Origin of the sequence: Rhizobacter sp., from assembly GCF_031412075.1 — a bacterium.
Taxonomy (GTDB): Bacteria; Pseudomonadota; Gammaproteobacteria; order Burkholderiales; family Burkholderiaceae_C; genus Rhizobacter.
The window spans coordinates 1-7,511 of sequence record NZ_JANOCG010000478.1 but is presented as its reverse complement, the minus strand read 5'-3'; the positions used below and the strand labels follow the sequence as shown (position 1 = coordinate 7,511).

6 protein-coding genes and 1 pseudogene are annotated in these 7,511 nt (G+C 65.1%); all 7 read left to right on the top strand.

Annotated elements, in window-relative coordinates; translation table 11 throughout:
- Window positions 1-140: pseudogene (locus RMO40_RS17960) on the top strand (electron transfer flavoprotein subunit alpha/FixB family protein); the annotation flags it as partial.
- A gap of 117 nt (window positions 141-257) precedes the next feature.
- Complete coding sequence (locus RMO40_RS17955; RefSeq protein ID WP_309724336.1) at window positions 258-1,028, top strand: class II aldolase/adducin family protein; 771 nt, start codon at window positions 258-260, stop codon at window positions 1,026-1,028.
- A 158-nt stretch (window positions 1,029-1,186) separates the two neighbouring features.
- Entirely contained in the window at window positions 1,187-2,113 is a 927-nt protein-coding gene (locus tag RMO40_RS17950; RefSeq protein ID WP_309724334.1) for an NAD(P)-dependent oxidoreductase, read from the top strand.
- Window positions 2,114-2,148: 35 nt separating this feature from the next.
- Entirely contained in the window at window positions 2,149-3,357 is a 1,209-nt protein-coding gene (locus tag RMO40_RS17945; protein WP_309724332.1) for an ABC transporter substrate-binding protein, read from the top strand.
- The gene (locus tag RMO40_RS17940; RefSeq protein ID WP_309724331.1) at window positions 3,354-4,409 is read left to right on the top strand and encodes a cyclase family protein; all 1,056 of its coding nucleotides are present in this window, start codon (window positions 3,354-3,356) and stop codon (window positions 4,407-4,409) included. Before RMO40_RS17945 ends, RMO40_RS17940 begins: the two co-directional genes overlap by 4 nt.
- A 114-nt stretch (window positions 4,410-4,523) precedes the next feature.
- Window positions 4,524-6,086, top strand: a complete 1,563-nt coding sequence (locus RMO40_RS17935; RefSeq protein ID WP_309724330.1) for an AMP-binding protein — start codon at window positions 4,524-4,526, stop codon at window positions 6,084-6,086.
- Between the two features lie 151 nt (window positions 6,087-6,237).
- Window positions 6,238-7,511, top strand: a 1,274-nt coding sequence (locus tag RMO40_RS17930; RefSeq protein WP_309724328.1) for a lipase-like domain-containing protein, incomplete at its 3' end; no start/stop codon positions are given.

Here is a 7,511-nt window from a genome sequence, read left to right as displayed (position 1 = left end):
AGCACCTGGCCGGCATGAAGGACAGCAAGGTCATCGTGGCCATCAACAAAGACCCCGAGGCACCGATCTTCAGCGTGGCTGACTACAGTCTCGAAGCAGATCTTTTCACCGCTGTGCCCGAGTTGGTGAAGGCGCTGTAAGTTAGTAGAACCCGTTCGGGCTGAGCCTGTCGAAGCCAGCGTGCACCTCAGTGCAGGCCCAACGACCAAGCTCAGGGCGAACGGAGATTGCAACCACGACACTCCAAGGAGACAAGCATGAATGCACCGCTCGAATTCGCATCGCTTCGCAACCAGGTCTCTGCGGAAGAGTGGCAGACCCGAGTCGACCTCGCGGCCGCCTACCGGCTGGTCGCGCTGTTCGGTTGGGACGACCTCGTCTTCACCCACATCTCGGCGCGGGTGCCAGGTGAAGGCGGCAATTTCCTGATCAACCCCTACGGCCTTTTCTTCGAAGAGATCACCGCTTCGAGCCTGGTCAAGGTCGATCACCACGGCGTGAAGGTGATGCCGTCGAAATACGACATCAACCCCGCCGGCTTCGTGATCCATAGCGCCGTGCATGAAGCACGGCCTGAGGTCGCCTGCGTGCTGCACACCCACACCTTGCATGGTGTGGCGGTGTCGGCCCAGAAGCGCGGTCTGCTGGCGCTGTCGCAACACTCCACCTTCCCGCTCAACTCGCTCGCGTACCACGACTACGAAGGTGTGGCCCTGCGCGACGACGAGAAGCCGCGCCTGGTCAATTCCCTCGGGCGGGCCAACAGCCTGATCCTGCGCAACCACGGCCTGCTGACCTGTGGCCGCACGATCGCCGAAGCCTTTGGCGCCATGTACCAGCTCGAGACCTCGTGCCGCATGCAGATCCTGGCGCAATCGGGTGGGGTTGAGCTCAACGAGCTGCCGCAATCGATGATCGACCTCAACCGCGAGCAGTCGAAAGCCGCGACCAACGGCAAGGGTGCCAGCCTTGTCTGGCCCGGTCTCTTGCGCCGGCTCGATCGCCGCAACCCGGGTTATGACAGCTGAGAGCCGGCAGAGCTTGGCATGGGTCTTTTCACCGCCAAGACGCCAAGGACGCAAAGGTCGCCAAGAAAAGACAAGCAGGTCTTTGCGACCTTGGCGTACTTGGCGCCTTGGCGGTGAAACCTGTCTGCACATCCACTGACACAACGAACTAAAGATCCATGGCCATCTTGGTGCTGTCGAACCCCTTACCGTCGGCACCCTTTGCCGCAGCCCTGCGCCAGGCGGCCCAAGGCACCCCCATCTGGACCGAGCAAGACAACCCACCGCCCGAGGCGGTGGAGGCCATCCTGGCCTGGCGCATGAAGCCGGGCATCTTGACGCGCTACCCCAAGCTGCGTGTGCTGTGCTCCACCGGCGCCGGCGCCGACAAGCTGCTGGTCGACGACCTGCCGGCGCACGTGCCGCTCACGCGCGTGGTCGACCCGATGCAAGGCATCGAGATCGCGCAGTACGTGGTGGCCCACACGCTGCGTTTCACCCGCGACCTCGCGCTTTACGCCGAACAGCAGGCCAACGCCGAATGGGCGCGCCACCCGGTGCGCACCGCGGTGCGCTGCCGCGTCGGCGTGATGGGCATGGGGGCGGTGGGGCAGGCGATTGCACGCGCCTTCATGCCGCTGGGCTACCCGGTGGGCGGCTGGAGCCGCACGCCGCGCGAGGTGCCGGGTGTGGCCACCTTCGCCGGCAACGACGAGCTGCCGCAGTTCCTGTCGCAAGCCGACATCCTGGTGTGCGCACTGCCCCTCACCGATGAAACCCGCGGCCTGCTGAACCACCACACGCTGGCGCAGCTGCCGCGCGGTGCGTTTGTGATCAACATCGGGCGTGGCGAGCAGGTGGTCGAGCCTGACCTGCAAGCCCTGCTCGACGGCGGCTACCTCGCCGGTGCCGCGCTCGACGTGTTCGAGCGCGAACCACCGCCGCCCGACAACTGGGTCTGGTCGCACCCCAAGGTGGTGGCCACGCCGCACATCGCGGCCCAGGCTTCGTTCGACACCGTGGCGCAGCAATGTGTGGACGCCTTGCGGCGCGCGCGTGACGGGTTGCCGCAGCCCCTGGCGGTGAACCGCAGCGCCGGTTACTGAACACCACCCACAACAAACACCGACGGAGACAAACCATGAAACTGACCACCCTCGCGCTCGCCAGCCTGCTGGCCTGCGCCGGTGCCGCCAACGCCCAAGGCATTTCAGACGACAAGGTGAAGATCGGCCTCCTGCTCGACATGTCGGGCCTGTATTCCGACATCACCGGCACCGGCCTCGTCACTGCCGTGAAGATGGCCGTCGAAGACTTCGGCGGCAAGGTCAATGGCAAGCCCATCGAGGTGCTGGCCGCCGACCACCAGAACAAGGCCGACATCGCCGCCAACAAGGCGCGCGAGTGGTACGACGTGGAAAAACTCGACGCCATCCTCGACGTGGCCGCCAGCGCCCCCGCGCTCGCGGTGGCCGCGGTGGCGAAAGAGAAGAACCGTATCGCGGTGTTTGCCTCGCCCGGCGCCTCGCGCCTCACCAATGAAGCCTGCACGCCGGTGACGGTGCACTACACCTACGACACCTATGCGCTTGCCAACGTGACGGGCGCGGCGGTGGTCAAGGGCGGTGGCGACACCTGGTTCTTTCTCACCGCCGATTACGCCTTCGGCTCGGTGCTGGAGAAAGACACCACCGACGTCATCAAGGCCGGCGGCGGCAAGGTGCTGGGCTCGGTGCGGCACCCGCTGAGCGCTTCCGACTTTTCGTCGTACATGCTCAAGGCGCAGGGCTCGGGCGCCAAGATCATCGGCCTGGCGAACGCCGGTGGCGACACCATCAACGCGATCAAGGCGGCCAAGGAGTTCGGCCTCACCGCCTCGGGCAAGCAGCAGATGGCGGGTTTGCTGATGTTCATCAACGACGTGCACAGCCTGGGGTTGCCGGCCACGCAGGGCATGCTGCTGTCCACCGGCTTCTACTGGGACCGCAACGACGAGACCCGCGCCTGGTCGCGCCGCTATTTCGAGCGCATGAAGAAGATGCCCAACATGGCCCAGGCCGGTGCCTACTCGGCCACGCTGCACTACCTCAACGCCGTCAAGGCGACCGGCACCGACGAGACCGGCGCCGTGATGGCCAAGATGAAGGCCACACCCATCAACGACATGTTTGCCAAGAACGGCCGCATCCGCGAAGACGGCCGCATGGTGCACGACATGTTCCTGGTGCAAGTCAAGAAACCCGGCGAGTCGAAGTACCCCTGGGACTACTACAACATCCGCGACACGGTGAGCGGCGACAAGGCCTTCACGCCACTCGCATCGAGCACCTGCCCGCTGGTCAAAAAATGAGTTCATCCACCCGCTGGAAGCAGCGCCCCGAAGGTTCGACCTGGGGCGACTTCGGGCCCGACGACCAGCTCGGCCGGCTCAACCTGCTCACGCCCGAGAAGGTCAAACAAGGTGTGGCCGAGGTCCAAGAGGGCCTGTCGTTCGGCCTCAGCCTGCCGCTCGACTACCCCGGTGGCGCCTTGCTCAACCCACGCCGCCACCCGCCACGCCTGAAGCCGACCGACCTTGACGGTGACCCGTTCATGAACATGCCGCTGCGCCGCTTCGACGCACGCTTCACCGACGTGGTGTGCGACGACCAGGTCAACATCACCCTGCAGTACTCGACGCAATGGGACACCTTCGCGCATGTGGGCTCCTGGTTCGACGCCGACGGTGACGGCGAGCCGGAGAAGGTCTACTACAACGGCTACCGCGCCCATGAAGACGTGCTCGGCCCGGGCGACCTGAAGCTCGCGTCATGCCCCTGCGGCGCCGAGGGTGGCTCGTACGCCATGAAGCTCGGTGTGGAGACCTTCGCCGTGAAAGCCATTCAGGGCCGCGGTGTGCTGGTCAACCTGCGCGCCCATGTGGGCGACACCCGCGAGCGTGTGGGCTACGAGCGGCTGATGCAGATACTGGAGGCCGACAAGGTGCAGGTGGAGAAAGGCGACATGCTGCTTTTCTACACAGGCTTCGCCGACCTCATCCTCGGCATGGACCGCCAACCCGACATGACCGTGCTCAACAAGGCCTGCGCCGCACTCGACGGCCGCGACGAGCGCCTGCTGCAATGGATCACCGACAGCGGCGTGGCCGCGCTGATCGCCGACAACTACGCCGTCGAGGCCTACCCCGCACGCCCACCCGAAGGCGACGACCCGCGCGCCGCGCTGCCGCTGCACGAACACTGCCTGTTCAAGCTGGGCGTGCCGCTGGGGGAGCTGTGGTACCTGACAGAGCTCGCTGACTGGCTGCGTGCGAACAATCGCTCGCGCTTTTTGCTGACCGCACCACCGCTGCGACTGCCGGGCGCCGTGGGCTCGCCGGTCACTGCGGTGGCCACCGTGTAGCCTTTGTCCAAGTCCGACTTCGACAAGCTCAGCCCGAACGGAGCCTTTCGAGTCGCCTCTACCTCCCTCAACCGTTCGCCCTGAGCTTGTCGAAGGGCCAGTCACCCAAGCACCATGGACCCGATTTCAGACATCGCCGCGCCCTTCGAAAAAGACTTCGGCGTCATCGCCGAGCTGATCCACGCCCACGCCCAACGCGACCCGCAACACACCGCGCTGATCGACAAGCAGTGCAGCGTCACCTACGGCCAGCTCGACGCGATGATGGACCGCGTGGCCGCCGCGTTGAAGCGCGATGGTGTCAAGCCACGCGACGCCATCGCCATCTGCGCCAGCTCGTCGGTGCACTACGCCGCCATCTTCATGGGCGCGCTGCGCGCCGGCGTGGTGGTGGCGCCGCTCGCCCCCGGCTCCACCGTCGAGCAGCTCACCGGCATGCTGAAAGACGCAGCCGCCAAGCTGCTCTTCACCGACGCGAGTGCCTCCGAAGCCATCACCGCCGCCAAGGGCTTGAAGCTCAGCTGCATCTCGCTCGATGGCTCGCCGATCGGCCGCCAGCTCAAGGACTGGGTGGCACCGGCCGGCACGAAATTCAAGGCCGTGACGCCCCAACCCGACTGGGCCTTCAACATCATCTATTCGTCGGGCACCACCGGCACGCCCAAAGGCATCGTGCAGCCGCACAGCATGCGCTGGGCCCACGTGCGCCGCGGCGGCAATGCCTACGGCTACGGCCCGCAGTGCACCACCATCCTGGCCACGCCGCTGTACAGCAACACCACGCTGGTGGTTTTCTTCCCCACGCTGGCCTGGGGCGGCACGCTGGTGCTTTGCCCCAAGTTCGACGCCATCGGCTACCTCGAGCTGGCACAACAGCACCGGGCCACGCACACGATGCTGGTGCCGGTGCAGTACCAACGCATCATGGCCGTGCCCACGTTCGACAACTACAACCTGAAGAGCTTCACCGCCAAGTTCTGCACCAGCGCGCCGTTCGGCGCGGCGCTCAAGGCCGACATCGTGAAACGCTGGCCGGGCACGCTCAACGAGTTCTACGGCATGACCGAAGGCGGCGGCACCTGCATCCTGGAAGCCCACCTCCACCCGACCAAGCTGCACACCGTGGGCCAGCCCGCCGAGGGCCACGACATTCGCCTCATCAACGAAGACGGCAAAGAAGTGCCGCCAGGCGAGATGGGCGAAGTGGTGGGCCGCTCGGTATCGATGATGACCGGCTACCACCGGCAACCCGCCAAGACCCGCGAAGCCGAATGGACCAGCCCCGAAGGCCTGCGCTTCATCCGCACCGGTGACGTGGGGCGCTTCGACGCAGACGGCTTCTTGACCCTCATGGACCGCAAGAAAGACATGGTGATCAGCGGCGGCTTCAACATCTACCCGAGCGACCTCGAAGCGGTGATGCGCAAGCACCCGGCCGTGGCCGACGTGGCGGTGGTGGGCGTGCCGTCCGAGGCCTGGGGCGAGACGCCCGTCGGCTACGTGGTGCGCAAGGCGGGCAGCGAGGTGAGCGAAGCCGCGCTGCTCGACTGGTTCAGCCAGCAGGTCGGCAAGACGCAGCGCCTGTCGAGCCTGCACTTCATCGACGAGCTGCCGCGCAGCGCCATCGGCAAGGTGCTCAAGCGTGAGCTGCGCGATCGGCACCTGGCAAACGCCTGATCACACCAGGGCCACACGTTTGCGCCACCCGCGGCAGTGCTTGCCCTAGGCGGGAAAGCCCTTATAGCTCGCACGGTCGTGCACAAAGCAATCTGCGTCGACAAACCGGCAGGGCCATCGGCCCAAGCCGACTACAACGACGGAGACAACCATGTTCTTTTCAATCAAACGAGCCAGCCAACTGCTGGCCTCGGTGGTGGTGGCGTTTGCTTCTTTGAGTGCCCCCCAAGAAGCCGCGGCGGCCAACAACGACCCGATCGTTCTGGTGCACGGCTTTCTCGGTTTTGGCCCCGACGAGCTCAAGGCCGTGGGCTTCACGTATTGGGGCGGCTTCAACGACGTCGCCGCGCATCTGCGAAGCCACAACGGTTCGCACCAGGTGTTTGCCGCAGCGGTCGGCCCAGTCAGCTCGAACTGGGATCGAGCCGTCGAGTTGTTTTACCAAATCAAAGGCGGCTGTGCCGACTACGGTGCCAAGCGCACGGCCCGCTTCGCTGCCTTTGGGATGATCCAAAAACCCGCCGGCAAGTGCTGGGCGGCCGACCGCTTCAACAACCCCCACAACTACCCGCTGGCGCTCTACCCGCAGTGGGATGCCAACCACCCGATCCACTTGGTGGCACACAGCCAAGGGGGCCAGACATCGCGCGCCCTGGTGCAGCTGCTGGAAAACGGCTCGCCGGCCGGTGACGAGGGCGGCGGCGCGCTTTTCACCGGCGGAAAGATCGGCTGGGTCAAAAGCGTGACCACCATCTCCGCACCTCACAACGGGACCACCCTGCGCGACGTGATCATCGACTTTGTTCCCAAGGTCTCCGAGCTGGCCGGCAAGCTGGTTGAAGTGGCGGGCCTGGGCGGCAGTGCAAACCCGGTCTACAAGTTCCGGCTGGAGCAATTCGGCCTCGCGGAACGACCGGCCGAGAACCCCCAAGAATTTCTCCAGCGCATCCGGGGCGCCGCTTTCTGGTCGACCGCCAACCACAACGCCGCGCAATGGGACCTGGGCCCCGACGGTGCCAAAGAGCTCAACAGCTGGGTCAAGACCTCGCCCAACGTTTACTACTACTCGATCGGCAGCAAGGCCACCGAGTGGGGCAGTTTTTGCTGCAACAACACGGATCGCTTGATTGCGCCCATCCAGAGCAGCAGCTACCAGTACGCACGCAACGACATGATCTTTTTTCTCAAGCCCACCGCCGGCGAATGGATCGTGCCGGCGCTGTTTCAAGAAGGCATGGGTTCGTACCGGCAAACCAACCCCAACCGCGTATTGATCGACAGCGCGTGGTTTCCAAACGACGGCGTGGTCAACACCATCAGCATGAAATCGCCCAACGGCCAGCCGGTGCGCAACTACGACGGCAACTCGGTGCGTGGCAGCTGGAACTACATGGGGTACTACAACCAATACGACCATTTCGACGT